Here is a 21,858-nt window from a genome sequence, read left to right as displayed (position 1 = left end):
GTCGGTTGCGACATATACCTTCATCCTTGCTTTTTTCCGTCATTAAGAAAGGAGTGAATCAAGGTGCTGAAATATACGCTAAGCCGGCTGGGCTATATGGTGGTTACCTTATGGGTAATCGTAACAATAACCTTTTTTCTCATGCATTTATTGCCCGGTACCCAGCTGAAAAATGAAGAGAAGCTCCCGCCGGAGATCAGAGAACAAATTATCGCTTCCTATGGCTTGGATAAACCGCTGATGGTCCAGTACGGACTGTTTTTGGAAAAGTTGGTTCAGGGTGATTTGGGCAATTCCATGAATCTGGACGGCCGTTCGGTAACAGATTTGATCTTGCAAGGCTTCCCGGCCTCGGCCTTGATCGGGATTCAAGGCGTTATTTTTGGGGTGATCATCGGGTTGGCACTCGGGATTATTGCCGCCCTGAGGCGTGGAACCTGGGTGGATAACCTTTCAACCGTCATCGCCATCGCCGGTGTTTCGGTTCCCAGCTTTGTCGCCGCCGGATTGCTCTCTTTTTGGGTTGGCGTGAAATGGGGCATTTTGCCGGTGGCCGGATGGGAGTCCTGGGAGTATTCCATTTTGCCATCATTAGCTCTTTCCTTCTTTGTCATTTCACAGATGGCTCGTTATGTTCGTTCGGAAATGGTCGAAGTGTTGGATCAAGATTATATGAAAACGGCCAAGGCGAAAGGATTGAAGCGCTCAGCGATCGTTGTCCGCCATGCCATGCGAAATGCGCTGATTCCGGCGATTACGGTACTGGGGCCGCTGACCATTAACATCATTACCGGGTCGGTTGTGGTCGAACAGATCTTCAACATCCCGGGGGATGGGAAATATTTTGTGGATTCGATTACCACTAACGACTACACGATGATTATGGGGATCACGATTTTCTATGCAATCCTGTTTATTGTCGCCATCTTCCTGGTTGACTTGCTTTACGGAGTGATTGACCCGAGAATTCGCATTGCCAGTGCAAAGGAGTGAGACACAGATGAGCGCAAACGCAGCAAAAGAATTGTCGCCGGAGCTGTTTGAGCCGGTAGCCAGTGAAGCTGGGGCGGAGGAGCGAATCCTGCGGGAGCGGGTGGGCTTCTGGAAAGATGCGTGGCGTCGCTTTCGCACCAATCCGGGAGCGATGGCCGGCCTGATTGTTCTAGCACTCATTGTTTTTTTTGCTATTTTTGGCCCGATGATGAATAAGTATGACGACCATACAAATAATTTGACGATCTCCAATCAGGAGCATATAGGTGACCATTATTTCGGTACGGACAACTTGGGCCGGGACCTGTGGCAGCGTACTTGGCACGGGGCGCAAGTCTCCCTGCTCATCGCACTGTTAGCTGCCTTGATTGACTTGTGCATCGGGGTGACGATCGGCAGTATCTCCGGTTATTTCGGGGGCAGGGTCGATGATATTTTGCAACGGATTATTGAGATCTTGTATTCCATTCCCAACCTGATTGTCGTTACCTTGATGTTGTTGGTTTTCGATCCGGGAATAGTACCGATTGCGGTGGCGCTGTCGATCACCGGGTGGGTTCCGATGGCCCGTGTGGTGCGCGCACAGATCATGAAGCTGAAGTCACAGGAGTATGTGTTGGCAGCCCGCACACTGGGAGCCGGACATCGCCGCATACTGTTCAAGCACCTGATTCCCAATGTGATGGGGCCGATTATCGTGGCAGTAACATTTGCCATTCCGTCGGCGATCTTCTTTGAAGCGTTCTTGAGCATGATCGGCCTGGGAATTCGTCCGCCGCAAGCCAGTCTGGGATCGCTGGTGTTTGATGGTTATAACTATCTGCAGATTTACCCATACCAATTGTTTTATCCGGCCGCGATTCTCTGTTTGATCATGCTGGCCTTCAACCTGGTCGGAGATGGTCTGAGAGATGCACTTGATCCGCGGATGCGCAAATAGGGGGTGAATAAGGATGAGCAAATTGTTGGAAGTGCGTGATCTGCACGTTTCCTTTAAGACGTATAACGGCGAAGTAAAAGCGGTGCGCGGTGTCACTTTTGATCTTGAGAAGGGGGAAACATTGGCCATCGTCGGGGAGTCCGGTTGCGGCAAAAGCGTAACCTCGCAGACGATTATGCGCCTGATTCCCAATCCGCCGGGCTTTATCAAAGAAGGGGAAATTTTGTTTGAAGGAGACGATTTGGCCAAGGCGACAGAAAAACAGATGGAAAAAATTCGCGGGAAAGAGATCGCGATGATTTTTCAGGACCCGATGACTTCGCTCAATCCGACCATGACGGTAGGGGCACAAATCATCGAAGGACTGGTCAGACACCAAAAAATGAGCAAAGCCGAAGCAAGGAACAAAGCGATTGAAATGTTGCGCCTTGTCGGCATTCCCAGCCCGGAATCAAGGCTTGCGCAATATCCTCACCAGTTTTCCGGAGGGATGAGGCAGCGGGCGATGATCGCGATCGCGCTGGCCTGTCAGCCGAAAATTTTGATCGCTGACGAACCGACGACGGCGCTCGATGTGACCATCCAAGCGCAAATTATTGACTTGATGAAAGAGTTGCAGAAAAAGACGGGAACTGCGATTATTTTGATCACACACGATTTGGGTGTCGTGGCCGATATCGCTGACCGGGTTGTCGTCATGTATGCGGGCATTGTGATTGAAACAGGAAAACTGGACGAAATTTTTTATAACCCGCGCCATCCGTATACATGGGGATTGTTGGGTTCGATGCCACGTCTCGATTTGAGAAGCGACCAGAAGCTGCTCCCGATTCCGGGATCGCCCCCTGACTTGATTTCACCCCCGAAGGGATGCCCGTTTGCGGCTCGCTGCAAATATGCCATGAAAATTTGTAAGGAACAAATGCCGGAGCGGACCGATATTTCTTCGACGCATCAAGTTGCCTGCTGGCTTGAGCACCCGATGGCGCCGGATGTGAAGCCGCCTGTGGCAGCAGTAGGGGGGACGAAAGATGAGTAAAACCGAAACACAGGACAAAGAAGTGATCCTCTCCGTCAAAAACCTGAAAAAACACTTTGTTGTCGGCGGAGGACAAGTTGTTCAAGCGGTTGACGGAGTTACCTTTGATGTTTACCGGGGTGAAACGCTCGGTCTGGTAGGGGAATCGGGTTGCGGCAAATCAACCATCGGGCGCACGTTGATCCGGTTGTACGGTGTGACTGACGGTTCAGTCGAGTTTAAAGGAAAAAATGTTCATGAGTTAAAAGGTCAGGAGTTAAGAGCGTTTAACCGCCAGATGCAGATGATTTTCCAGGATCCCTATGCCTCCCTCAATCCGCGCATGACGGTGATGGATATCATCGCGGAAGGAATTGACATTCACGGGTTGGCCAGTGGAGAGGAGCGCCGCAAACGCGTGATCGAACTGCTCAAAGTGGTCGGGCTGAACGAAGAACATGCCGATCGCTTTCCTCACGAGTTCAGTGGAGGGCAGCGGCAACGGATTGGCATCGCCCGCGCGCTGGCAGTGGAACCGGAGTTTATCATAGCCGATGAACCGATTTCCGCTCTGGACGTCTCCATTCAGGCACAAGTAGTGAACTTGATGAAAAAATTGCAAAAAGAACAAGGACTGACCTACTTGTTTATTGCCCATGATTTATCCATGGTGAAATATATTTCCGACCGGGTAGGCGTGATGTATCTCGGAAATCTGGTGGAATTGGCGGGCAGTGACGAACTGTATGAGAATCCGCTTCATCCCTACACCGAAGCACTTCTTTCCGCCGTGCCGATTCCCGATCCGAAAACGGCGAAAACGCGGGAACGCATCATTCTTGAAGGAGATGTTCCAAGCCCGATCAATCCGCCAAGCGGTTGCCGTTTCCGCACCCGTTGCCCCAAAGCGATGGAGATTTGTGCGAAAGAGATCCCGCAGTGGAAAGAAGCACAGCCCAACCACTTTGTGGCATGCCATCTTTATAACGAATAATCATCTGAGAAGGGATCATTCTCTGCGCGATGTCGAAAGGGAATTATCCCTTCTCTTATAAAATTCCTCAAAAAGGGGGACGCAGGATGCAGGCTTTTATTTGCAACACTTGCGGGACTCAATATCCGCCAACAACTGAACCGCCCGCAAGATGTGCAATCTGTGACGAGGAGCGCCAATATGTCCATCCTGACGGGCAAACCTGGACCACTTTGGAGATGATGCGAAAGAGCGGACGATATCACAACGAGATCATCCACGATGAAGAAGGTTTGTACAGCATTACGACCAACCCCCGATTTGCCATCGGGCAAACGACCTATCTCGTGCAAAATCAAGGTTTTAATGTTCTCTGGGATTGCATTGCTTACCTGGATGAAAAAACGGTGGCAGAAGTGAAGAAATTGGGTGGCGTTCAGGCGATTGCCCTGTCTCATCCCCATTACTATTCGACAATGGTGGAGTGGGCTGAAACGTTCGACGCTCCGATCTATATCCATACAGATGATAAAGAATGGGTGATGCGCCCCAGCGATTATATCCAATTCTGGACAGGGGAATCTTTGCAGCTGTCAGAAGGGATGACTCTTCATCGTCTTGGCGGGCATTTCAAGGGAGGCGCTGTTCTTCATTGGGAGACTGGCAATGCCGGAAAAGGAATCCTGCTTACCGGGGACATAATTACAGTGGTTGCCGACCGCCAATGGGTCAGCTTTATGTACAGCTTCCCCAATCTGATCCCCCTTCCGGCCCGAAAAGTGGCAGAGATAGCGGAGAAAGTGGCCGGTCTGAAGTTTGACCGTATATACAATGCGTTCCATCGCGTTGTTCTCCGGAACGCCAATCAATCCGTGCAAAAATCGGCGGAAAGATACATCGCAGCGCTGGAAGGAAGATTGTTTTCAACTTGATGAGATAAAAAACATCCCATCCGGGCCGGGAATTATCCGGCGGATGGGATGTTTGTATGTACAGGGGATTCTTCCCGGGCTTGGCCCGTAATTTTCAGATAGAAATGGGCTTTTGCCGCATTGTAATAAGGAATCAGCCAAAAAAAGCCGATAAAACCAAAGGGGACAATACTGCATAAAAGAAACCATCCCAGAAAAGTGAGTTGCAGCACAAATAATTTTGCTTTGTGCCCGTCCATGATTTCCCGGCTTTTGTAATTGCTTCATTTACCGTATATTCCGGATGATCCAGCAAGATGAAATAGGTCATGGAGTAGGAATAGCTCTTGATGATCCCTGGAATAACGAAAAGTAATGTCCATAAAAAAGTATAGATGGCAGTGAGCAGGCTTGCGCCAACACTTTTCAGATAAAGGCCGCTTTTAAATTGCGAAAACAGATCGCCCAATTCGGCGTGTTGGCCGCGAACCTTTTTAATATGAATAAGGTATAGCCGATCGTGATGGTGCCGGACATAAAAATACCCCAGAAAGGGATATAACTGAGAGGTCCGACCAAAATCAGAAACAGAAGGGTCACTCCTGCAGCAGAGCCCCAGGTTCCGCGCAAGGACTCGCGGGCGTATCGCCGAAGAGCAGCGTAATTCAAAAACATCACTTCCTTTATGTCGATTTATATTCAACATTATAAAGATAAGTCTATTAAATTGAAACATTTATATTTGGAATTTTTATTAACAATTTTTAACCAATAAAAAATCCCTCTTCCATCTTCGGAAAAGGGATGATCAGGATTAAAGCACCTGTTCCACTTCACGGACCTCCGGAATTTCTTCCATCAAGGCCCGTTCAATGCCGGCTTTCAATGTGATCGTCGAACTGGGGCAACTTCCGCATGCACCGAGCAGGCGGACACGAACGATGCCGTCTTCGACTTCAACCAATTCCACATCGCCGCCGTCACGTTGAATGTAAGGACGCAATTTATCTAATACTTCTTGTACGCGTTCTTGTACAGACATGCTGAGAACCCCTTTCTTTTTACAGGGTAGAAATCCTTATCAAAAGGAAGTAAAAGCAGGAAGTCAAGTTCATTGTAGGTTTTTTTATCGAAAAAATCAATGGTTATTTCCCGGAGAGCGGGTTGCCAGCGATTTTACCTTTAATTTGGAAACAAAAATTGCTAAGATGAATTTGGTGCTTTTCTTCAGCCTGTTTGACTATCTTGTCAAAGGAGAATAAGCGATGAAAAATAGATACGAAGATGTTAAGGAATTGATTGGGAACACCCCGTTGGTGCGAATTCAGCGCATGGGCATTCCGGAACAGGTAGAGCTGTATGCGAAATTAGAATACTTTAATCCCGGCGGAAGCGTGAAGGACCGTTTGGGAATCGCTTTGATTGAGGAAGGGGTGCGCACCGGGAAATTGAAACCGGGCGTAACCATCATTGAGCCGACAGCAGGCAATACGGGAATCGGCTTGGCCATGGCTGCTGTCGGAACGGAATACAAAACGATTTTTGTTGTTCCGGAGAAGTTTTCTGAAGAAAAGCAGGAATTGATGCGCGCTTTGGGAGCAAAGGTAATCAATACGCCGACGGAAGAAGGAATGAAAGGCGCGATCAAAAAGGCGCTGGAATTGGAACAAGAAATTCCGGGAGCATGGTGCCCCCAACAATTCAGCAATCCGGCCAATCCCCGGGCCCATTACCAAAGCACGGGACCGGAAATTTGGGAACAGACGGACGGGAAGATTGACATCTTTATTGCCGGTGCGGGTTCAGCCGGAACATTTATGGGGGCGGCACGTTATCTAAAAGAGAAAAACCCGCAGTTGAGAGCGGTCATTGTCGAACCGGAAGGATCAATTATCGCAGGAGGAGAGCCGGGTCCGCATAAAACCGAAGGAATCGGCATGGAGCTTTTTCCCGAGTATTTCGATCGACAATTAATAGATGAGGTGTATACTGTAAAAGATGAAGATGCGTTTGCGCTGGTGAAAGAATTGGCGCGAAAGGAAGGCTTGCTTGTCGGAAGTTCGTCCGGCGCTGCCTGCTATGCTGCGCTCAAAGAGGCGGAAAAAGCGGAACCGGGAACCAGAATCGCGGTCATTTTCCCCGACAGCAGTGAACGCTATCTGAGCAAAAAAATTTACCAAGGCGGTGTATGATACAATGAAAATCGATACCAAACTGATTCACGGGGGCACTTTTGGCGATCCGCATACAGGTGCCGTCAGTGTTCCGATCTACCAAGTTTCCACTTATAAACAAAAACGCGTGGGTGAACACGCGGGCTACGAATACTCCCGGACGGGCAATCCAACCCGGGCCGCGCTTGAACAATTGATGGCCGAACTGGAAAACGGTGCGCGCGGATTGGCGTTTTCATCGGGAATGGCGGCTATTTCCACTGTTCTTTCCCTCTTTCATCAAGGAGATCACCTCGTCGTCGGAGATGATGTTTACGGTGGAACGTTCCGCGTTTTGACCCGCGTCTTTAACCGGATGGGGCTGGAAGCCACCTTTGTTGACACCAGCAATTTGGAAGCGATTGAAGCGGCGATCCGTCCGGAAACAAAAGCAGTCTATATGGAAACCCCGAGCAATCCGCTGCTCAAAGTAAGCGACATTACCGCGATCTCCGGCATTTGCCGGCAAAATGGGCTCCTTTTGATTGTGGATAACACCTTTTTAACCCCTTATTGGCAAAATCCGCTTGAATTGGGAGCCGATATCGTTGTGCACAGCGCGACCAAATATCTCGGCGGTCACAGCGATGTTGTGGCGGGCATCGCTGTCACCAAAGAGGAGAGCCTTGGCGAGGAGATCCATTTTCTGCAAAACTCGATCGGCGGGGTTTTGGGTCCGCAAGATTCCTGGCTGTTGATCCGGGGAATCCGCACACTGGGGCTGCGCATGAAACAGCATGAGGCGAATGCCCGCAGGATTGCGGAATGGCTGGCTGATCATGAGCGTGTGAAGAAAGTGTATTATCCCGGGCTTGCCACCCATCCCGGCCATGAGATTGCCGCTAAACAGGCCAGAGGATTTGGCGGAATGATTTCGTTTGACGTGGGCAGTGCTGAACTGGCAGAGCAAGTGTTGGAGAGAACCAAACTCTTCACCCTCGCAGAAAGTTTGGGAGCCGTGGAAAGTTTGATTTCGGTTCCCGCCCGCATGACCCACGCTTCTATTCCGGTTGAGAAAAGAGAGAGGCTGGGAATTACGGATGGGTTGATCCGCATTTCCGTCGGGGTGGAAGATATAGAGGACCTGCTGACCGACCTGGATCAAGCTTTAAGCTGATGTCAGGAGGGGAAGAAACATGAAACCGATCGAAGTACTTGTTTACGGTGCGGAGGAGTTGTGCGCAAGCTGTGTCAATCTCCCGTCTTCCCGCGAAACGGCCACCTGGCTGCGGGCGGCACTGGGACGCAAGTACGGTGAGCAAGTGAGTGTCCGCTATATCGACATCTTTAACCCGCAAACCGAAGAAGAAGCAGCATTTTCCCGCAAAGTGATCGATGAGGATCTGTGGTATCCGGTGGTCGTGATCGCTGAACAGATAGTGGCTGAAGGAAATCCCAAACTGAAAGAGATTGTCCGCATCATCGAAGAGCGGGGTGCGGTGCAGATCGGATCATAAATGATAAAAGGCTTCCGCATTATGCCGGAGCCTTTTTGTTTTTTTTGAAGAAAAAAAGAACCTCTTTTTTTGCGATTGGGCAAAATAAAAGAGTCGATGTATAATGGCTATGTAGATCAGTTAGGCCAATAATGGAGTGAAGATAGATGTTCCCGTTGGTGGAATTTTGTCTTAACAATTTGACGGATGATGTTTTGGAAATTAAAAAGAAACTGGAAGCCGATCCGGAAATTGATGTGCTTGAATACGGTTGCCTCGGCAACTGCGGAATTTGTGCAAGCGGACCTTATGCCTTGGTCAACGGGGAACTGATTACCGGGGATACGGCTGAGGAATTGCTGAAAAACATTTACAAGGCAATTGAGGAAACGGAAGTTCGCTTTTAACATCAATTATAAATGAAGAAAGCATCCGGGATTGAGCCGGATGCTTTTTTTGCCTGCAAAAGTCCCCAAAACAGGAGATCAGCCGGTGCATTGCTTTCTTACTCATAGATTTTAATTGGGTTATAGAAAGTATCCCGTTCCACAGGCGTGCGGTTTGCCCCTTTGATCAGCCAGATGAGTTCGTCTTTGGTAAGAGCCTGCTGGGTTAATGCTCCGGCTGCGTGACTGATTCGCTCTTCTACAAGGGTGCCGTGCAGGTCGGATGCCCCGAACTGGGTGGCAAGCTGCGCCAGTTGGGTGCCGATATTGATAAAATATGCCTTGATGTGCGGGAAGTTATCCATCATCAACCGGCTGACGGCAATGGTGCGCATATCATCCATCGCGGACGTGCGCCGTTTGATCGATGCGTTTACATTGCGCGGCTGCATGGCCAACGGAATAAAGACCAAAAATCCATTCGTCTCATCCTGCAATTCACGCAGGCGAATCATATGAATCAGGCGCTCTTCCAGGGTCTCGATCGAGCCGTAGAGCATCGTGCAGTGCGTTTTTAGCCCCAGCTGGTGGGCGATGCGATGAACTTCCAGATATTGATCTGTGCTCGCTTTATCCGGGCTCATTTTCAGCCGGTAACGTTCGGTCAGAATCTCGGCGCCGCCACCCGTGAGAGATTCCACACCGGCAGCCATCAACTCTTTCAAAACCTCTTCAATGGAGAGGCCGGAGAGGCGGGAAAAAAATTCGATTTCCGCAGCGGTATAAGCTTTGATCGTAATATGGGGGTAATGTTTCTTTAAGATGGATACCGTATTCAGATAGTAATCAAAAGGAACGGTGTGGTTATGACCACCCACGATGTGAAACTCGCGCATTCCCTCACTGTAGCGCTTTTCTACATACTCCAGGAGCTCTTCCGGCGACATGGTGTAAGCTCCTTCTTCGTCCGGGTCGCGACGGAACGCACAAAAGGCGCACTTGGCTTCACATACGTTTGTCGGATTGATGTACAGATTTTGGATAAAATAAACGCGATCCCCGTTTTTTCGCTGGTTGACAAGATTGGCCAGCTGGGCGACAGTCAGCAAATCCGGTGTATTGTACAGGGTTAAACCGTCTTCCAGCGTAAGGCGCTCCCCGTTTTGAACCTTTTCCACGATCGGTTCCAGAGCGTGGTCAGTGATGGTGGAAAGTAACATCATAAGTTCCTCCTCTCCACGATGTGGAGATTTTTATGTTTTGGGCCGGTTTTGCCCAGGTATCATTCAAGCGATTTAGCTTTGGTTTGTGCTTATTGAGAAAAATTCGATACTCTAAATAAAAGTTGCCATGATCTATTTCATCATATCACAAAACGAAGTTGATAGAAAACGGCACGAGAGCTCTGTCGAATCCAACACCAGCCGGGGTGCCACCTTTTTCTGTCAAGCTTCGGGGATGGGCGACGGCGTTTTGCTCTCCGGATTTGCCGGATTTCAACGTATAAAGGAGATTGATGGGAAAACGCATCCCATCATTTTACAAAAATAATTTTGGTTTTCGTAAATTGTCAAGAGCTTGGAAGACAGGTTGTCTAAAAAATAGGTTTACTTGAAAAATTTGTAAAAATACCATCTTTCATTTTCACCTTTGTCATTGTATACTGAAAATAGTAAGCAAATTCGAACAAATGTGCTTAACTTTAGAGAAAAACAAACCAAGGGTCAAGTTTTGAGGAAAGGGAGGAGTTGTGGATGAACTGGTTTCGTTCGTTGGAGGACAAGATCGAGGCGGTTCGGAAGCGGATGGGGGAAACTGCACTTCGCTTGGGGATCAGTCATCCGAAGGTCTATCAGCTGAGTCGTGAATTGGATCTGCTGCACAACCAATGGGAACAGGAAAATGCCAGGTCGGAGAAGAATAAGAGCAATGTTTATCCCTTGCGCACCCACACACGGCCGGATGAATCGGGCAAAAACCTCAATATGTTTAAAGCGATCTGAATGTTCGCCGCGTTTGCTCGGTTGTATCGGCAACGGATTCCCTTGTATACTAAGAATGAAGGAGGGGATCGCCGATGATCACATTGACGAAGCAAGCAGCGTTAAAGGTAAGGGAAATGCTTGCGGAGCAGGAAAATCCGGAGAAACTGTATCTTCGTGTCGGTGTACAGCATGGAGGGTGCAGCGGTTTTTCATACAGCATGGGTTTTGATGAAGATAAGCATGTAAATGATGTCGAATTGGAATTTGATGGTGTGCGCACCTTGATTGATAAAGAGAATGAACCCTACCTCAAAGGAACGATCATTGACTACAAAGAGTCACTGATGGGCGGTGGTTTCAGCATTGAAAATCCCAATGCTGTCGCTACTTGCGGCTGTGGATCTTCTTTCCGGACGGCAACTGATGCCGGAAAACCAAGTGATTGCTGATTGCATGGGCCAACACCCGTCTCACGTTTACAAAGAGGCGGGTTTTTTATTTAAATTTCTATTTCCGAAACCATCTCGACATCGGAAAAACCGCAGGCGGGACAGAACAGATGGTGGGGACAGCGATGGGTGGCGACATCGATCCATCCGTCGGTCATCTTCAAGTCATCAATGGGACGGTACGGGCTGTAATCGCCCAGCAGGTCGCTGAAGCGCCCGTAATCCATCAAGGGAGTCGTGCATTTGGGGAATAAAATGGACAGTGCCGAAAAACCGTTGCAAACGGGGCAGGCATAAGAAATTTTCCGCATGACTTCTCTTCAACCTCCTGTGTTTAACCTGCCACTGCTCCGGTGTTTTCATGCAGCGATGTAATGCACAACCAAATTAAAAGGTCCCCGGCCTAAGCGGATGGGGACTCTTTTCATTGTTACAGTTTGAGATTGGAACTGTGTCCGGGTTGAAGGCGGGCATCCGGGTCAATATATTGTTTTGCGTTATTTACCGCAGTGGGGGCTTCGCCGAAACCGACGGCGATCAATTTGACTTTCCCCGGATAAGTGGCAATGTCGCCGGCTGCGTAAATGCCGGGGATGTTGGTTTCCATCCGGGAATTTACCTTAATGGCTCCTTTTTCAATCTCCAACCCCCATTCGACAATCGGGCCCAATGACGAGATGAAACCAAAACTGACGATCACGGCATCGACGGCCAATTCTTCCCGTACACCGGATTTCTTGTCGACGATCGTCACTTGTTCAATCCGGCCCTTGCCGTGAAGAGATTCAATTTCTCTGGGAGTGATGATGCGGACGCGGGATTGTTTCATCAATTCTACACTGTGTTCATGGGCGCGGAATTTATCCCGGCGGTGGATCACCGTCACACTTTTGGCAATCGGTTCCAGCATGAGGGCCCAGTCGACGGCTGAATCACCTCCACCCGCGATCAAAACGTCTTTGCCCGCGAAGGTTTGTTTATCCTTCACGAAATAAAATAAATTGCTTTGTTCATATTGTTCTGAACCGGGTACGTTGAGCTTGCGGGGTTCAAAGGCCCCGTTACCCGCTGTGATGATCACTGATTTCGCCAGATGGACTTGTTTTTGCGTGACAATCTCAAACAGGCGTTCCTCTTTTTTATTAATTTGCAGTACTTTTTCATCCAGGCAGTAAATCGGGTTAAAATGGTTGGCCTGTTCGATCAGGTTATTGACCAGATCTTGCGCTAAAATCTTGGGAAAACCGGCAACATCATATATATATTTTTCCGGATAAAGCGCAGAGAGCTGGCCGCCGAGTTGCGGCAAACTTTCAATCACCTTGACCGATGATTGGCGCATTCCGGCATAAAAAGCAGCAAAAATACCTGTCGGTCCTCCGCCGATCACGGCAATATCCGTGATTGAAGACGGATTTTGAGCGATGTTTGTCATGATGCCACCTCCAGAAAATTCTTAAAGGATAAACTTGATTTTATGTTGATATTTTATATATTACCTTATGTGTATAAAAAATCCCAATCAAATTGCTGGAATTCAATCTAACTCTATTCGATCTTGGGGCACTCTGCAAACACAGACCGATGTTCCTGCCTTCCTCCATCACCCGTTTTTTGAAATAACTTCTAGCTTCACGGCGGATACAGGCAAAAGAAGTGGATAAAATGTGAACAAAGAAAAGGACTTGCCAAAAGTTCGTGAAAATCATATCATAATCATTGGTATCATTCAATAAGAGCGAAGGTGCTTGGTTCCCCCAGATTGTGATAAAGTAATCAATATTAGTTAGATGGATGTGATCAGCGATGAGTGTACCAAAAGTCGTTATTCTGGGCGCGGGATACGGCGGATTGATGACCGCCAAAGGGCTGGCCAAGGAACTGGGTTACAATGAAGCCGAAATTACACTGGTCAACGAAAATAAGTATCACTACATTACGACCAAATTGCACGAACCGGCAGCAGGTACAGCCCATCCAGATCATGCCCGCGTCTCGATTCCGTCGGTAATCAACACGAAGCGGATTAACTTTATTCAAGACCGTGTATCAGCGATCAAGCTGAATGAACAGGAAGTTCAGCTTGAAAACGGTGAGCCTCTCAAATACGATTATCTCGTCATCGGTTTGGGAAGTGCGCCGGAAACGTTCGGGATCAAAGGGCTTCTTGAAAATGCCTTCTTTATCCGCAACATCAATTCCGTGCGCCAGATCCGCGAACATATGGAGTATATGTTCTCCCGCTACGCAAGCGAGAAAAAAGAAGAATTGATTACCATCGTGGTCGGCGGTGCCGGATTTACCGGGATCGAATATGTAGGTGAACTGGTTGACCGCATGCCTGAACTCTGCCACGACTATGATGTTCCGATGGAAAAAGTGCGGATCGTGAACGTCGAAGCAGCCCCGACGGTTCTTCCGGGCTTTGACAAAGAGCTTGTCGATTATGCCGTCAAGTATTTGGAAGGAAAAGGGGTTGAGTTCCTGGTCAATACGCCGATTGAGGAGTGTACAAAAGAGGGGGTTATCCTCAAAGGCGGTCAGGAAATTAAAGCTGCTACCGTTGTCTGGACCGGTGGGGTTCGGGGCAACAAACTGGTTGAAGAATCGGGGATTGAAACCATGCGGGGCCGTGTGAAAGTGGATGAGCAACTGCGCGCACCCGGATACGAAAATGTCTTCATCCTCGGTGACAGCTCTTTGGTGTTTAACGGTGAAAGACCTTATCCGCCAACGGCACAAATTTCGACACAACAAGGCCAATATCTCGGCAAACAATTAGCGAAAGTGATTCGCGGCGGACAGATTACAGAGCCGTTTGTTTACAAGCCGAAAGGTACAGTTGCTTCTTTGGGAAGAAGAGAAGCGATTGGTGTTGTCGGAAACAAAAAAATGACCGGCGGTTCCGCTGCCTTCATGAAAAAAGTGATCGACTTGCGCTGGCTGTTCCTGCTCGGCGGCGTCGGCCTTGCATTGCGCAAAGGAAAACTGTAAGAGATCAGTCTGCTCCAGCTTGAGCGTTGTCTGGCCGGACCTTGATGGAGGGCCAGGCAGCGTCCGCGCGGACATCCGTCAATAAAGGGAATGGTTCTTCCCGGCCTGACTCCTGTTTCAGGATTTTGTCAACAAACAGGGACTCTTCTGATGAAGGGTCTTTTTGTTTTTGAAAGGAAACCGGATTAATTCTATATAATGACGCGTATCACCCTTTTGTTACCGCTTTCATTGCTCTGCAGCACTTTTTATGCCTGATTTAGGGATTTTTATTTCTTGATAAAATACTATATAATTTTCAGAAAATATATTTTTATAGGAGGCGGTTATATGAAACTGCAAACAATGACCTGTTCTTACTGTGAAGGTGCAGGATATATCGATTTGGTTCTCGGCGGATCAGAAACCTGCTATGCTTGTAACGGAACGGGCCAGGCAAAGAAAAGCGCAAAAGATAAAACACAATATAACAAAAATTCATAATTTTTATTCAAATGGAACGAGTCCCGTTAAAAGCGGGACTTTTCTTCTTTTACAGGGTATGAAGAGCATCGAGGACATCATCATGGCGAATGCAAGTAAACATGGGAACATCGCGCAGAGTATACCGGCTGGCTTCCGTTTCGCGCAATTCCTGCACGAGATTGAGGAAGTCTTTGGGATCATCGGTTTCAAACGCGACAACGAATTCCTGGTCGTCGATTCCGAAGCTGTAAGTCGTGTTTAATTTGACAGACGGATACTTGCTTCCCACCTGGATATGCTCATCCATCATTCCTTGGCGGGCAGGGAATGAAAGTTGGTACCAGTCACGGGTTTTTACAAACGGATATATGAAGAGATATTTACTTCGCCCCGGAATGATATGCGTGCGCGGGTTTTGGTGTTCCGGATCCATCTTATCAACATAGACGCTGCGTTTGGTCAGGGACAGATAAGAGTAAGTAATCTCCAAATATTTGCCAAGACCTGTTTTCATAAGTTCGCTCGTCATTTTTTGGAATGTTTCCAGGTCATTGGCGATTCTCCACAGCATGAGTTCCGCATCGGAACGGATTCCGACAAGGGAATAGCTGAGGACAAAGGTTCCCGGCTTGCCCTGATATTCTTTCACCACCGCCGCGAATTCCTGTTTTCCTTTTTCCTGTTCGGATTCGCTCAGCCGGCGCCAGGCGGGGTCCACCTTGAAAAAGGAAAAGTTGACAAATTGGGTTGGCAGACTGGGACGGCCTTGGGCACTGCTTCCGCCGGTTTCCGTTCCGGGTCTGCCTGTAAATGATGGTCTGCCTTGTGGACGCATGAAGTGCTTCCTCCTTTACTTCGATTCTTTTTTATTGTAGCGGAAAGAGAAGAGAAGAAGCAAACAGGGGAAGATGCCGAGAGATCCTATTCATTAAATTGCCATGTTTCTGTCCTTTTATTGACCTTGATTTCGATTTTCAGTAAAATGGGTGCGAACTTATCAGAGACGGAGGCGATGGGCAATGAATGTCGCCCAGTTGATTATCTCCATCCCGCTCTTGTTCGTGTTGTTTTTCGGGTTGGGGTTTATTCTCAATATGATTTTGAAAACCACTTGGTTGCCATTGGTGCTTTTTTTCGCCGTCGTTTTGTATGTAGGATGGGATGTGACGCATATTGTCACCCTGGTTAATGGTGTCCTCTTTTTTTCGGGGCTGGCCGGAGCGATTTCCGGTGTTTGGACAATTAAAACTCTTCGCACGAAAGGATATCGGATGTTTTAGCAGGCAAGAAGATTCAAGCGCGTTGGCCGCTGTGAGGCTATTGACAAACCCAGCAGTTTCTCCGCTGGGTTTTTATGCTAAATCGGAAAAAACTAGAGAAAAACAGGCGGAGATCACGGAGGAAAGATCCGCCGTCGGGCCCCTTGCTCCTTCTCCTGAGGAGAAAGGCGATAGAATATACAGCGCGATAGAAAGTTTCCTGAGTCAGTTCTTCCGCCGTATCCGCAATGTGACACAGGGCGAGCAAGAATTTGTACACGCTTCGGGCGTTCTTCAATGCGGTCACCCACTGCATCGCCTCCTTCAATTGGTTCTACTTATATATCCCGAAAATCAGTATTTCGTTACAGAGGAAAAAATAATTTTGACCAAAAGAGAAGAGTACTATTCCTTCCATTCAAAATCCCGCCTTTTTTGCACAGATTCCCAACATCCGAACAGCAGCAGAAATGAACGTTGCTTTTGGTTCAGAGATTTCCCGTCTCGGCCATGTTCAGACGAATCATGAAAAAGAGGAGGCCGGCCTGTAGGAGCTCACGGAAAAAGTACCGTTGGGTTTCTTGTTCCTCTTAAGTGGACGGCCGCTTGCCGTGTGTTTCACGATCCTGTCAATGGCGCGATCCCATTCCGCCGTGTACTTCACCGCGGATTGGCGAACCATCTGACAGGTGAATCTGTTCTTGTTGGCGTTTGCCTTTAAAAACGTCGGGTCTGTAAACAGTTCTTTCCCTTTGATCAGTCCGTGGCGGATGGCTTGCAAAACGATTTCGTCGAAGCTCTCCCGGAAGATGGTCGTATCGTTGAACCTGCTGCGTCGGTTCTTGCTGAATGTGGTGGTGTGAGCGACCTTGTCCGTCAAGGAAGCAGTATGCCACGTTGACCTGTATTTCTTCCACCAGGCGCCGTTCCGAGCCAAATACCCGATGAACAAACCGGGTCCATGCAAAGACGCCCGTTGTCCTCGCAGTATAATGGTCGGGTCATTTCTGCGATGAACGAAAAGTCGATGGCGGCGTCAATCTTGCGAAACCGGTGATCCTGTGGTACCAGCTCCCCGATATTGACCGATTCAATACTGCCTTGCCGATGGACGTGGATTTGAAACATACAATTCCGTCCTGATCTTTTTTGTTATCTTCTGATTTTGACCAAAAATTGCTGACCTGCTTGCCTTTGTCAGCAGTCTCTCAGCTGTGTTGGCTGCTGTTTTTTTATTGGACAGGGAAGAATATTTTTCCATATGCATGGCGAATAATAAGGGTTGAATTTGAGAAGAGGTGATTTAGATGCAATCCTTTGCCATTGCAGGAGATTGGAGACGAACCTCAACACTGGAACAATTTGCTGATGGATTAAAACGGGAAATGGAGGCTAATCATTACCAGCACGTACCGTCGGATGACCCTTTTGTCCAATTGGTGTTTAACTTCGTGAATCCCGATGAGCCGCAGCATTTTCGGCGCAACGGGAAAGGCACATTTGTCGTCACAATCGCTGAATCAGACCGTCCGGAGAATAATATCCTGTTTGCCGGCTACCCGGTCTTGGTCCGGTCCCTGGGCAATTTGCTGATTTATCTCGATCGCTCCGGCGGCAGCTTGAAAACTTATTTTGTCACGTTGGAGCAAGGTTGTTACAAGATCAAAAGGGAGGAGGGAGAAGAAGGCTATTTCCGTGAAGTATTTGAACGGCTGAAACCATTGGCCACCTCCAAGCTGGTGATCGACAATGTTTTTATTCCCGACTTGCCGGAGGAGTTATGGGAAGGAAATCAAACGACGCAAAGCATCTATCAGGCCGGCAAGAAGCTGGATTCCCTCAACCTGCTTCCCGCCCCGTTTCCAATCGACGAGCTTCTCTCCCCTAAAGAATTGCGACATATCCACCGTTTATACGGAATTGGGGGGTTGAGCTACGGGAACTTAAGCGCGCGCCATGAGGACAACTCTTTTTGGATGAGTGCGAGCGGTGTCAACAAAGCGAACCTCAAAGAAATCGGGCGGGACATCCTCCTTGTGAAACGGTACAATGACCAAAACACCGCGATGGAGATCAGTGTTCCTCCGCATGTAACCCCGAAGCGTGCCTCGGTTGATGCGATTGAACACTGGATGATTTATTCAGAGCATCCCGAGGTTGGAGCAATCGTCCATGTTCACGCTTGGATGGAGGGAGTGCCGTCGACGGAGATTAACTACCCTTGCGGAACCGTCCAGTTGGCGGAGGCGGTGGCCGGACTGATCCGTCAGGCAGAAGATCCGTCACGCGCTGTCGTGGGGTTGAGAAATCACGGGCTTACCATCACGGGGCGGAATTTGGAGGATATTTTTGAGCGGATCGAAGGGAAAATCATTCCACAAGTTCCCATGAGCTGAGGGGAGGATTGCATGAACAAACGGTTTGTGCTCGTTACCGGGGCTTCGAGCGGAATCGGGGAAGCCATCGCCAAGCAGCTGGTAAAACAGGGGGATTATCCCATCCTGGTTGCCCGGAATATGGAGAAACTTCAAGCGTTAAAGCGGAAGTTAAAGGATTGTTTCATTTATGCCTGTGACGTCACCAGGGAAAATGATGTGAAACAGATGGTGGATGCGGTAATCCGGAGGTTCGGCAAAATCGATGTGCTGATCAACAATGCAGGAGTGGGTGAATTTGGCGGGACACTGGACATCCCTCTCTCCGATTACGAGAAGATGATTGACACCAATTATTTGGGCGCTGTCCGCCTCACTGCCCACCTTTTGCCGCAGATGCTGCTGGCCGGGGGCGGGCGCATCATTAACATTGCATCAATGGCCGGCCTTACGGGTATCCCGAATCTGGCCGGTTACTGCGCTTCCAAATTTGCTTTGCTGGGGTTTTCTGAGTCGCTCAGGATGGAGTATTCCCCGGTGATCCGGGTGGGAGTGCTCTGTCCGGGACCGGTGTTGACCCCTTTTTTCGGGGAAAAGGATCCTGCCGCCTGTTTTCCTCCATTTATCGCCAAAAAAATGCTGGATGCCGATACAGTTGCCCGTTATGCCGTGCGCCTGATAGAGCGTCCGCGGGTTCTCGTCATTCCGCGTTCCCTCAGATGGGCATTGCGGTTGCGTCAGCTTTGTCCTGAACTGTATCTTTTTGTCACAAGAAGGTTATATGGTTCGTGGATGGGAAAAGGAAGAGACAAGGCAACGGCCACGATAAACGGTTGAGGTGGAATGTGCGATGTACCTGTTTGTTGTCAATGAAGTATCGGGCAAGGGGCGCGGCAGGGAAGTTTGGGCTTATGTGCAAAAGCGGCTCCAAGAGATGAGAGTCCCGCATGAAGCTGTGTGTACAGAAGGGCCTGGCCATGCAGAAGAGATTGCCAGGGACGCGCGAGAGGGAAAAATGTTCAAGGCAATTATTGCTGTCGGCGGGGATGGAACCGTTAACGAAGTGGGGAACGGCGTGATTGGCAGTGATTTGCCGATCGGGTACATTCCTGCCGGAACTGGCAATGATTTTGCCTTGGCTCATCGCATTCCCCTCGACCCGGAATGGGCATTGGAGCGGATTTTGCGCCATCAGGTTTACCAGGTCGATACCGGGATGTTGAAAGAGCGCCATATGATCGGCTTTATGGGGATCGGATTTGACGCGAAGGTGGCAGAAGCGGTCAATATGTCGCAGCGCAAAAGATGGCTGGGGCGGCTTACCTACGGGATTGAGGCGATCAAAACATTAAAATCGTTTAAACCGCAACCGGCGGTGATCACCGTAGACGGACGGCGGTATGAATACGACGGGGTATGGCTGGTGGCGGTCGCCAATATTCCCAACTACGCAGGCGGGATTCGCATTTGTCCTCATGCGCAGATGAACGACGGGCTTTTGGATCTTTGCTGTGTGCGGAACCTGACCCCCGGGCAGTTTTTGCGGGTTTTCCCTTCCGCCTATCGCGGCAAACACATTCATCATCCTTCTGTTGTTTTTCACAGCGGGCGGGAGATCACCATTGAAACGGATGCCCCCTTTATCGCCCATGTGGACGGTGAGGTGCATGGCGGGGCTCCGGTGACGGTTCGCGTTGCACCAAAGTCACTGTCAATCCTGTAAAGGCTGCGGGGTGCCCCTTTTCTTCCTTTGTGAAGATGGTTCAGGGGTGCCCCGCTCTCGGGTTTGCTGAAATTTTCATCTTTGCGGTTATTCTCCGGTTTGCGGGGGGAAATGTTCCGGGTAGAGAATATGGGCGAGGTGTTTGATTCCGGTTAAAATGCGTGGGGAAGGGCGGCAATACCAGCCTTCTTCCAAGATGTATATATTTTTTTCGTTTGCCAAAGGGTGTCCTTGCCAGCCGGGCCGGGAACAGATGAGGTTTTTTTTGACGCGCCGGATGGGAATGCCTGTCCAAACGACCAGCGCCAAATCAGGATCTTTTTTCAGCACATCGTCCCAATCGGTCTGCACGCTGTCCTGGGGAACCTCGCCGTATACATTGACAGCTCCGACCAGCTGGCTGATTTCTGTCAACCAGTTTTTCGCCCCGGGGGTGAATACGGGTTTGGGCCACCACTCCCAATAAAGGCGAATCGGTTTCTCCTGATGCGGAATCTTTTGCTTAATCGCTTCGATCTCCTGTAAAAATCGTTCAGCAGCTCTTTCTCCGGCTTTTTTTCTTCCGATCGCTTCGCCAAGAGTTTTCAAATCACCGGCAATCCCCGCGAGCGTTTTTGGATTTAAAATGATGTGGGGAATCCGCTCCTGTTTCAGCCGTTCAATATTTTTTTCCATGCCTGGAACACTCAGAGAAGCGATGACCAAATCTGGTTGAAATAATTTTACTTTTTCAATATCAATATCCAGATCGGGGCCGACTCTGGGCAAATCCTGCCAGTGGGGCGGCCAGTCTGAATAATTGTCCACAGCTGCCAGCTCATCCGTCACGCCGAGGAAGTACAGCAACTCCGTGTTGCTCGGGCAAATGGAGACGATTCGCAATTTGATGATCCCTCCGTCTCTGTGCTAATACCAGATCCAATACATCAGCAGGGCGAACAAAATGCCAAACCAAGCCCCGATAAATACTTCAATCGGTTGATGTCCCAGGATTTCCTTTAAACGGATGCGCGCTTCGGGCGAAGGTTTGTTTTTGTTGAGATGGCGCAATTCCGTTAACAGGGCGGAAAAATCATCGACTAACTGGTTTAACACTTGGGCGTGCATGCCTGCCTGACGGCGGACCCCGGTCGCATCATACATCACAATAATCCCGACGATGGTGGCGATGGCAAAATCGGGTGAATTAAATCCCTGGCTCAGGCCGATCGAAGTTGCCAGTGAAGTGACGGCAGAAGTATGGGCGCTCGGCATTCCGCCGGAATTGATCAGCCAGCCCCAATTCCATTTGCGCGTAATAAAAAAATTCCAGGGAATCTTAATCAACTGGGCGAGAGAAATAGCAATTAATGAAGTCCAGAGAGGAAAATTTGCCAGAATTTTATCCAGCATCAATGGATGGACACCCTTTCATTCAAGTCGTTTGCTTGATCCAGGCAGGGGACTGCCTTTTATCTTTATTATTTTCTCCTGTGTGATAACGTTAAACTATTTAATTATATCCTATTGTAATCTTGTTTTAAAAGACAAAAACGCGAAAGTGACCGATACGGAGATTAAAGTTTTTATATATGCTTTAATGCAAGGAAGCGGATTTGCTTTTCGGCTGAATTTGCAACAGCCGTATTAAAACGGATCAGAATGGGTTTTTGGGAGTACGGAATTCAACAGTGGGAATACAGCCGCAAGTTAATTTTAATTAAAAATAAAATAACTCAAAAGTCTTGTGAAAAATCAG

General features: G+C 48.8%; 27 protein-coding genes. 17 read left to right on the top strand and 10 right to left on the bottom strand.

What is annotated here, in order from left to right; genetic code table 11:
• The first annotated feature begins 63 nt into the window (after window positions 1–63).
• From JG50_RS0102295 to JG50_RS0102275, 5 genes are all read left to right on the top strand, one after another.
• Complete coding sequence (locus JG50_RS0102295; RefSeq protein ID WP_033099478.1) at window positions 64–993, top strand: ABC transporter permease; 930 nt, start codon at window positions 64–66, stop codon at window positions 991–993.
• Between the two features lie 7 nt (window positions 994–1,000).
• On the top strand, window positions 1,001–1,933 hold the full coding sequence (locus tag JG50_RS0102290) for an ABC transporter permease (protein WP_033099477.1): 933 nt from the start codon (window positions 1,001–1,003) through the stop codon (window positions 1,931–1,933).
• A gap of 13 nt (window positions 1,934–1,946) precedes the next feature.
• Complete coding sequence (locus tag JG50_RS0102285) at window positions 1,947–2,972, top strand: ABC transporter ATP-binding protein (RefSeq protein WP_033099476.1); 1,026 nt, start codon at window positions 1,947–1,949, stop codon at window positions 2,970–2,972.
• Window positions 2,965–3,945, top strand: coding sequence for an ABC transporter ATP-binding protein (locus JG50_RS0102280; RefSeq protein ID WP_033099475.1), 981 nt, complete (start codon window positions 2,965–2,967; stop codon window positions 3,943–3,945). Before JG50_RS0102285 ends, JG50_RS0102280 begins: the two co-directional genes overlap by 8 nt.
• An 86-nt stretch (window positions 3,946–4,031) precedes the next feature.
• Complete coding sequence (locus tag JG50_RS0102275; RefSeq protein WP_033099474.1) at window positions 4,032–4,856, top strand: MBL fold metallo-hydrolase; 825 nt, start codon at window positions 4,032–4,034, stop codon at window positions 4,854–4,856.
• A gap of 32 nt (window positions 4,857–4,888) precedes the next feature.
• Here the strand turns inward: JG50_RS0102275 and JG50_RS20600 are convergent, their stop codons facing one another.
• The 3 genes from JG50_RS20600 to JG50_RS0102260 form a co-directional block, all read right to left on the bottom strand.
• Window positions 4,889–5,095 carry a DUF975 family protein gene (locus tag JG50_RS20600; RefSeq protein WP_052153924.1) on the bottom strand — a complete coding sequence of 69 codons (207 nt, stop codon included), beginning with the start codon at window positions 5,093–5,095 and terminating at the stop codon, window positions 4,889–4,891.
• Between the two features lie 166 nt (window positions 5,096–5,261).
• Entirely contained in the window at window positions 5,262–5,504 is a 243-nt protein-coding gene (locus JG50_RS20595; protein WP_033099473.1) for a hypothetical protein, read from the bottom strand.
• A gap of 145 nt (window positions 5,505–5,649) precedes the next feature.
• Window positions 5,650–5,877 (bottom strand): NifU family protein, encoded by a 228-nt coding sequence (locus JG50_RS0102260; protein ID WP_033099472.1) that lies wholly within the window; start codon window positions 5,875–5,877, stop codon window positions 5,650–5,652.
• 223 nt (window positions 5,878–6,100) lie between these two features.
• Here JG50_RS0102260 and cysK point away from each other — a divergent pair, with 223 nt between their 5' ends.
• From cysK to JG50_RS0102240, 4 genes are all read left to right on the top strand, one after another.
• The gene (cysK, locus tag JG50_RS0102255; protein WP_033099471.1) at window positions 6,101–7,027 is read left to right on the top strand and encodes a cysteine synthase A; all 927 of its coding nucleotides are present in this window, start codon (window positions 6,101–6,103) and stop codon (window positions 7,025–7,027) included.
• A 4-nt stretch (window positions 7,028–7,031) separates the two neighbouring features.
• Window positions 7,032–8,165: a bifunctional cystathionine gamma-lyase/homocysteine desulfhydrase gene (locus tag JG50_RS0102250; RefSeq protein ID WP_033099470.1), complete on the top strand. Its 1,134-nt coding sequence runs from the start codon at window positions 7,032–7,034 to the stop codon at window positions 8,163–8,165.
• Window positions 8,166–8,184: 19 nt separating this feature from the next.
• Window positions 8,185–8,505, top strand: coding sequence for a YuzD family protein (locus JG50_RS0102245; RefSeq protein ID WP_033099469.1), 321 nt, complete (start codon window positions 8,185–8,187; stop codon window positions 8,503–8,505).
• A gap of 146 nt (window positions 8,506–8,651) precedes the next feature.
• Complete coding sequence (locus tag JG50_RS0102240; RefSeq protein WP_033099468.1) at window positions 8,652–8,891, top strand: DUF1450 domain-containing protein; 240 nt, start codon at window positions 8,652–8,654, stop codon at window positions 8,889–8,891.
• Between the two features lie 98 nt (window positions 8,892–8,989).
• On the opposite strand, the gene mqnE is transcribed toward JG50_RS0102240, so the two are convergent.
• A complete protein-coding gene (gene mqnE / locus JG50_RS0102235; protein WP_033099467.1) occupies window positions 8,990–10,090 on the bottom strand; it encodes an aminofutalosine synthase MqnE in 1,101 nt (366 codons plus the stop codon).
• A 534-nt stretch (window positions 10,091–10,624) separates the two neighbouring features.
• Between mqnE and JG50_RS0102225 the strand changes: the two genes are divergently transcribed.
• Window positions 10,625–10,873, top strand: coding sequence for an aspartyl-phosphate phosphatase Spo0E family protein (locus JG50_RS0102225; protein ID WP_033099465.1), 249 nt, complete (start codon window positions 10,625–10,627; stop codon window positions 10,871–10,873).
• Between the two features lie 74 nt (window positions 10,874–10,947).
• Window positions 10,948–11,304, top strand: coding sequence for a HesB/IscA family protein (locus JG50_RS0102220; protein WP_033099464.1), 357 nt, complete (start codon window positions 10,948–10,950; stop codon window positions 11,302–11,304).
• A 50-nt stretch (window positions 11,305–11,354) separates the two neighbouring features.
• Here the strand turns inward: JG50_RS0102220 and JG50_RS0102215 are convergent, their stop codons facing one another.
• Together JG50_RS0102215 and JG50_RS0102210 are read right to left on the bottom strand one after the other, a co-directional pair.
• The gene (locus JG50_RS0102215; protein ID WP_052153923.1) at window positions 11,355–11,615 is read right to left on the bottom strand and encodes a hypothetical protein; all 261 of its coding nucleotides are present in this window, start codon (window positions 11,613–11,615) and stop codon (window positions 11,355–11,357) included.
• A 119-nt stretch (window positions 11,616–11,734) separates the two neighbouring features.
• Window positions 11,735–12,739, bottom strand: coding sequence for an NAD(P)/FAD-dependent oxidoreductase (locus tag JG50_RS0102210; protein WP_033099463.1), 1,005 nt, complete (start codon window positions 12,737–12,739; stop codon window positions 11,735–11,737).
• Between the two features lie 371 nt (window positions 12,740–13,110).
• Here JG50_RS0102210 and JG50_RS0102205 point away from each other — a divergent pair, with 371 nt between their 5' ends.
• Complete coding sequence (locus tag JG50_RS0102205) at window positions 13,111–14,298, top strand: NAD(P)/FAD-dependent oxidoreductase (RefSeq protein WP_033099462.1); 1,188 nt, start codon at window positions 13,111–13,113, stop codon at window positions 14,296–14,298.
• Window positions 14,299–14,628: 330 nt separating this feature from the next.
• Entirely contained in the window at window positions 14,629–14,781 is a 153-nt protein-coding gene (locus JG50_RS19920) for a YuiA family protein (RefSeq protein ID WP_160173790.1), read from the top strand.
• A gap of 49 nt (window positions 14,782–14,830) precedes the next feature.
• On the opposite strand, the gene JG50_RS0102200 is transcribed toward JG50_RS19920, so the two are convergent.
• Complete coding sequence (locus JG50_RS0102200) at window positions 14,831–15,598, bottom strand: chlorite dismutase family protein (RefSeq protein WP_033099461.1); 768 nt, start codon at window positions 15,596–15,598, stop codon at window positions 14,831–14,833.
• 184 nt (window positions 15,599–15,782) lie between these two features.
• Here JG50_RS0102200 and JG50_RS0102195 point away from each other — a divergent pair, with 184 nt between their 5' ends.
• On the top strand, window positions 15,783–16,043 hold the full coding sequence (locus tag JG50_RS0102195; RefSeq protein ID WP_033099460.1) for a YuiB family protein: 261 nt from the start codon (window positions 15,783–15,785) through the stop codon (window positions 16,041–16,043).
• Between the two features lie 502 nt (window positions 16,044–16,545).
• On the opposite strand, the gene JG50_RS0102185 is transcribed toward JG50_RS0102195, so the two are convergent.
• On the bottom strand, window positions 16,546–16,989 hold the full coding sequence (locus JG50_RS0102185; RefSeq protein ID WP_152568457.1) for a hypothetical protein: 444 nt from the start codon (window positions 16,987–16,989) through the stop codon (window positions 16,546–16,548).
• Between the two features lie 340 nt (window positions 16,990–17,329).
• Between JG50_RS0102185 and JG50_RS0102175 the strand changes: the two genes are divergently transcribed.
• The 3 genes from JG50_RS0102175 to JG50_RS0102165 are packed head-to-tail and all read left to right on the top strand — an operon-like array spanning window position 17,330 to window position 20,120.
• Window positions 17,330–18,418, top strand: coding sequence for a class II aldolase/adducin family protein (locus tag JG50_RS0102175; protein ID WP_033099456.1), 1,089 nt, complete (start codon window positions 17,330–17,332; stop codon window positions 18,416–18,418).
• 12 nt (window positions 18,419–18,430) lie between these two features.
• Window positions 18,431–19,234 carry an SDR family NAD(P)-dependent oxidoreductase gene (locus JG50_RS0102170; protein ID WP_052153922.1) on the top strand — a complete coding sequence of 268 codons (804 nt, stop codon included), beginning with the start codon at window positions 18,431–18,433 and terminating at the stop codon, window positions 19,232–19,234.
• A 13-nt stretch (window positions 19,235–19,247) separates the two neighbouring features.
• Entirely contained in the window at window positions 19,248–20,120 is an 873-nt protein-coding gene (locus tag JG50_RS0102165) for a diacylglycerol/lipid kinase family protein (RefSeq protein ID WP_033099455.1), read from the top strand.
• Between the two features lie 87 nt (window positions 20,121–20,207).
• Here the strand turns inward: JG50_RS0102165 and JG50_RS0102160 are convergent, their stop codons facing one another.
• Together JG50_RS0102160 and JG50_RS0102155 are read right to left on the bottom strand one after the other, a co-directional pair.
• A complete protein-coding gene (locus tag JG50_RS0102160) occupies window positions 20,208–21,002 on the bottom strand; it encodes a cobalamin-binding protein (RefSeq protein WP_033099454.1) in 795 nt (264 codons plus the stop codon).
• 24 nt (window positions 21,003–21,026) lie between these two features.
• Window positions 21,027–21,512 (bottom strand): divergent PAP2 family protein, encoded by a 486-nt coding sequence (locus JG50_RS0102155; protein WP_033099588.1) that lies wholly within the window; start codon window positions 21,510–21,512, stop codon window positions 21,027–21,029.
• Window positions 21,513–21,858: the final 346 nt, after the last annotated feature.

Origin of the sequence: Thermoactinomyces daqus, from assembly GCF_000763315.1 — a bacterium.
GTDB classification, from domain to species: Bacteria; Bacillota; Bacilli; order Thermoactinomycetales; family Thermoactinomycetaceae; genus Thermoactinomyces_A; species Thermoactinomyces_A daqus.
Note: the sequence above shows the minus strand (reverse complement) of the source record. Positions and strands in the feature narration are given on the sequence as shown.

Bases quoted from the DNA above. Each gene is read 5' to 3' on its own strand.
- JG50_RS0102155 (WP_033099588.1), bottom strand. From the start codon at position 21,512: ATGCTGGATAAAATTCTGGCAAATTTTCCTCTCTGGACTTCATTAATT.
- cysK (WP_033099471.1), top strand. From the start codon at position 6,101: ATGAAAAATAGATACGAAGATGTTAAGGAATTGATTGGGAACACCCCG.
- JG50_RS0102215 (WP_052153923.1), bottom strand. From the start codon at position 11,615: ATGCGGAAAATTTCTTATGCCTGCCCCGTTTGCAACGGTTTTTCGGCA.
- JG50_RS0102245 (WP_033099469.1), top strand. From the start codon at position 8,185: ATGAAACCGATCGAAGTACTTGTTTACGGTGCGGAGGAGTTGTGCGCA.
- JG50_RS0102285 (WP_033099476.1), top strand. From the start codon at position 1,947: ATGAGCAAATTGTTGGAAGTGCGTGATCTGCACGTTTCCTTTAAGACG.
- JG50_RS0102170 (WP_052153922.1), top strand. From the start codon at position 18,431: ATGAACAAACGGTTTGTGCTCGTTACCGGGGCTTCGAGCGGAATCGGG.
- mqnE (WP_033099467.1), bottom strand. From the start codon at position 10,090: ATGTTACTTTCCACCATCACTGACCACGCTCTGGAACCGATCGTGGAA.
- JG50_RS0102205 (WP_033099462.1), top strand. From the start codon at position 13,111: ATGAGTGTACCAAAAGTCGTTATTCTGGGCGCGGGATACGGCGGATTG.
- JG50_RS20600 (WP_052153924.1), bottom strand. From the start codon at position 5,095: ATGGACGGGCACAAAGCAAAATTATTTGTGCTGCAACTCACTTTTCTG.
- JG50_RS0102195 (WP_033099460.1), top strand. From the start codon at position 15,783: ATGAATGTCGCCCAGTTGATTATCTCCATCCCGCTCTTGTTCGTGTTG.
- JG50_RS0102260 (WP_033099472.1), bottom strand. From the start codon at position 5,877: ATGTCTGTACAAGAACGCGTACAAGAAGTATTAGATAAATTGCGTCCT.
- JG50_RS0102220 (WP_033099464.1), top strand. From the start codon at position 10,948: ATGATCACATTGACGAAGCAAGCAGCGTTAAAGGTAAGGGAAATGCTT.
- JG50_RS0102250 (WP_033099470.1), top strand. From the start codon at position 7,032: ATGAAAATCGATACCAAACTGATTCACGGGGGCACTTTTGGCGATCCG.
- JG50_RS0102240 (WP_033099468.1), top strand. From the start codon at position 8,652: ATGTTCCCGTTGGTGGAATTTTGTCTTAACAATTTGACGGATGATGTT.
- JG50_RS0102275 (WP_033099474.1), top strand. From the start codon at position 4,032: ATGCAGGCTTTTATTTGCAACACTTGCGGGACTCAATATCCGCCAACA.
- JG50_RS0102175 (WP_033099456.1), top strand. From the start codon at position 17,330: ATGCAATCCTTTGCCATTGCAGGAGATTGGAGACGAACCTCAACACTG.
- JG50_RS0102290 (WP_033099477.1), top strand. From the start codon at position 1,001: ATGAGCGCAAACGCAGCAAAAGAATTGTCGCCGGAGCTGTTTGAGCCG.
- JG50_RS0102280 (WP_033099475.1), top strand. From the start codon at position 2,965: ATGAGTAAAACCGAAACACAGGACAAAGAAGTGATCCTCTCCGTCAAA.
- JG50_RS0102225 (WP_033099465.1), top strand. From the start codon at position 10,625: ATGAACTGGTTTCGTTCGTTGGAGGACAAGATCGAGGCGGTTCGGAAG.
- JG50_RS0102210 (WP_033099463.1), bottom strand. From the start codon at position 12,739: ATGACAAACATCGCTCAAAATCCGTCTTCAATCACGGATATTGCCGTG.
- JG50_RS19920 (WP_160173790.1), top strand. From the start codon at position 14,629: ATGAAACTGCAAACAATGACCTGTTCTTACTGTGAAGGTGCAGGATAT.
- JG50_RS0102200 (WP_033099461.1), bottom strand. From the start codon at position 15,598: ATGCGTCCACAAGGCAGACCATCATTTACAGGCAGACCCGGAACGGAA.
- JG50_RS0102165 (WP_033099455.1), top strand. From the start codon at position 19,248: ATGTACCTGTTTGTTGTCAATGAAGTATCGGGCAAGGGGCGCGGCAGG.